Raw genomic sequence first — 2,894 nt, 5'->3', positions numbered from 1 at the left:
CGGCGTGCCGATCAGCAGCCCGAGCTCGACCGCGCCGAGCGTCTGCGCCGACAAGCCGAGCAACCCCGCCGCAACCACCGTGGCGAGCATCAGCGGCGGGCCGAAGCCGATCCAATGCGCGGCGATTTTTGCGGCCGCCACCGTCGGCATCGAAAAGCCGCGCACGCTCAACTGATCGAGCACGCCGCTTTCGGCATCGGGGCCGACCAGCCGTTCGACCGGCATCAGCGCCGCGAGCAACGCCGCCGCCCAGATCACGCCGCCGCCGATCCGCGCCAGCAACGCCGTGTCGGGCCCGACCGCGAAGGGAAACAGGATGGTGACGAGCAGGAAGAAAGCGAGCGCATTGACCACCCCGCACTGGCCCAGGCGATCCGCACGTCGCGAGTGATGAGTGCGCCGAGCCCGGTCATAGCAGCGAGATCGTCTGTGCGTCGGGCAAGGCGATCGGCAAATGCGTCGCGACCAGCACCGCGCCGCCGCGCCCCCGGTGCGCCGCGATCAAGTGTTCGAGCACCGTCACGCTCGCCACGTCGAGACCGTTGGCGGGTTCGTCGAGTAGCCACACCATCGCACCGCTCGCCACGACGCGGGCGAGCGCGGCGCGGCGGCGCTGGCCGGTGGAGAGCAGCCGCACCGGCACGTCGGCGATATGCGACAGGCCGACCGCATGGAGGGCGTGGGCGACGCGTCCGTACGGGTCGTCTGGGTCGGCATCCAGCGCCGCCCAAAAGCCGAGCGCCTCGCGCAGAGGGCGCGCGGCATCGAGCGCGGCGGCTTCGGCCATCAGCGTGCGCGTTGCCGCTCCCGCAATCTCGCCGTTGGCGGGCCGCAACAGCCCGGCGGCGACGCGGATCAAGCTCGATTTGCCGATGCCGTTGGGGCCGGTGACCAGCGCCGCGCCGCCCGGTGGCACCGCAAAGGACAGGCGTTCGAACAACACGCGCCCGCCGCGCACGCAGGTGACGTCGCGGAAGGCGAGAGCGGCGTTCGTGCCTCGCCCGTCGACAACGGCGGCGGAGCCAAAAGACGGGCCCGGAGGTTGATCGGCCTGCACCATCGGCTATGCCTTACGGCGAAGGCGCACGGTGCGCCAGCAGGAGAGCAAGCGGTGCGCGTTGAACCACTGGGCGATGACGAACGGGCCGAGGCGCTCGACACGCTCGACGAATGGGATTTCGACGAAGCACGCGACGCGATCACCCGCACCTTCACCTTCGCCGATTTCAGCGAGGCGTTCGCCTTTATGACGCGCGTCGCCTTGCTGGCGGAAAAGGCCGATCATCACCCCGAATGGTACAATGTGTGGAACCGCGTCGATGTGCTGTTGACCACGCACGATGCAGGTGGGCTGTCGCACAAGGACGTGGCGCTGGCGGAGGCGATCGACAGTTTAGTGGGCTGAGGCCACGAGGCTGCGGCGCATCATCTTGCGCAGGCGGCCGGGGAGCCAGCGGGCGGCAAAGGCCATGCGGTCGGCGGTCTTGCCGACATAGGTGTGGACCTTGTCGCCGTGCACCGCATCCCACGCGGCTTGCGCCACGGCATCGACCCCGGTCAGTTCGAGTCCGGCATTGGTAACGACCTGTTTGATCGAATAATTGGTGCTGCCCGCTGGCGCTGCCAGCAAAGGCGTGTCGATGAAGCTTGGCACCAGATCGCGTACCTTGACGCCCGCCCCATACCATTCGCCGTCGAGCGCCTCGGTTAACGCGCGCACCCCGAATTTGGTCGCCGAATAAACGGGTAGCCCCGACGTGCCATAGATCGCCGAGGCGGAGGCGGTGTTGAGCAGACAGGAACCCTGCGTGCGCGCGAGATAAGCATAGCCGATCTTGGCACCGTTGAGCACGCCGACTAGATTGATCGCCACGACGCGGTCGAGATCGTCGAACGACATGTCGATGATCGCCCCGCCAGTGCCGATTCCGGCATTGTTGAACAGCACGTCGAGCCGCCCGCCGGTGGTCGCGGTAAACGCATCGAGGCTGGCGACCCAGGCGGCGCGGTCGCGCACGTCCATTTGATAGGTTTCGGCCATGCCGGCCGGCAGCATTGCTGCGGTTTCGCGCAAGCCCGTCGTGTTGACGTCGGCGAGGCCAACGCGCCAGCCGCGCTCGGCAAACAGCCGCGCGGTCGCCTGGCCGATGCCCGAGCCGCCGCCGGTGATGAAGATTGCCTTTTGTTGGGTCATGATCCCTCTCCCCTTTGACGCGAACGGTATCCTCCCCCAGTGTCCGCGTCGATGCCGGATTCTCACAGTACAGGCCCAAGCGTTGCCTTCGACGCGGTGACGAAGCGCTACCGTGGCGGCGCGGTCGCGGTGGACGATGTCTCGCTGGAAATTGCGGGCGGCGCTTTCGTCGCGTTGGTCGGGAGTTCGGGCTCCGGCAAATCGACGCTGCTAAAGATGATCAACCGCTTGATCGTGCCGAGCGCGGGGCTTGTGCGGATCGACGGGACGGATGTTGCCGAGGGTGCGGCACCCGCGCTGCGCCGGCGGATCGGCTATGTCTTCCAGAATATCGGGCTGTTCCCGCATATGACGGTGGGCGAGAATGTCGCGATAGGGCTGCGGCTGGCGGGCGGGCGCGACACTGCCGCGCGCGTGGCGGCATTGCTCGATCTGGTCGATTTGCCGCAGGCTTTCGCCGTGCGGATGCCCGATGCGCTGTCGGGCGGGCAACGGCAGCGCGTCGGCGTGGCGCGCGCGTTGCGACCGCGCCGGGGCTGTTGTTGCTCGACGAACCGTTCGGCGCGCTCGATCCGGTGACGCGCGACCAACTCGGCACAGCGGTGCGCGCGCTTCACGATCGGTTGGGCCTGACCACGATCATGGTGACGCATGACATGGCCGAGGCGTTGATCCTGGCGGACCGGGTGCTGGTGGATGG

Annotated in this window: 3 protein-coding genes and 2 pseudogenes; 2 read left to right on the top strand and 3 right to left on the bottom strand. The window is 67.9% G+C overall.

The features are described from left to right. Positions 1 to 413, bottom strand: a pseudogene (locus NW75_RS21550) (heme exporter protein CcmB); the annotation flags it as partial. Beyond that, positions 410 to 1,060: a heme ABC exporter ATP-binding protein CcmA gene (gene ccmA, locus NW75_RS21545; RefSeq protein ID WP_081988869.1), complete on the bottom strand. Its 651-nt coding sequence runs from the start codon at positions 1,058 to 1,060 to the stop codon at positions 410 to 412. The gene ccmA and the pseudogene NW75_RS21550, both read right to left, overlap by 4 nt. Positions 1,061 to 1,111: 51 nt before the next feature. Between ccmA and NW75_RS21540 the strand changes: the two genes are divergently transcribed. Next, positions 1,112 to 1,405 carry a 4a-hydroxytetrahydrobiopterin dehydratase gene (locus tag NW75_RS21540; protein ID WP_033967428.1) on the top strand — a complete coding sequence of 98 codons (294 nt, stop codon included), beginning with the start codon at positions 1,112 to 1,114 and terminating at the stop codon, positions 1,403 to 1,405. Here the strand turns inward: NW75_RS21540 and NW75_RS21535 are convergent. Continuing rightward, positions 1,394 to 2,194: an SDR family oxidoreductase gene (locus NW75_RS21535; protein WP_033967427.1), complete on the bottom strand. Its 801-nt coding sequence runs from the start codon at positions 2,192 to 2,194 to the stop codon at positions 1,394 to 1,396. The two genes, NW75_RS21540 and NW75_RS21535, sit on opposite strands and share 12 nt — an antisense overlap. A 51-nt stretch (positions 2,195 to 2,245) precedes the next feature. Between NW75_RS21535 and NW75_RS21530 the strand changes: the two are divergent. Continuing rightward, positions 2,246 to 2,894 (top strand): annotated as a pseudogene (locus NW75_RS21530) (ATP-binding cassette domain-containing protein); the annotation flags it as partial.

It is taken from the genome of Sphingomonas sp. Ant H11, from assembly GCF_000797515.1.
Taxonomy (GTDB): Bacteria; Pseudomonadota; Alphaproteobacteria; order Sphingomonadales; family Sphingomonadaceae; genus Sphingomonas.
Note: the sequence above shows the minus strand (reverse complement) of the source record. Positions and strands in the feature narration are given on the sequence as shown.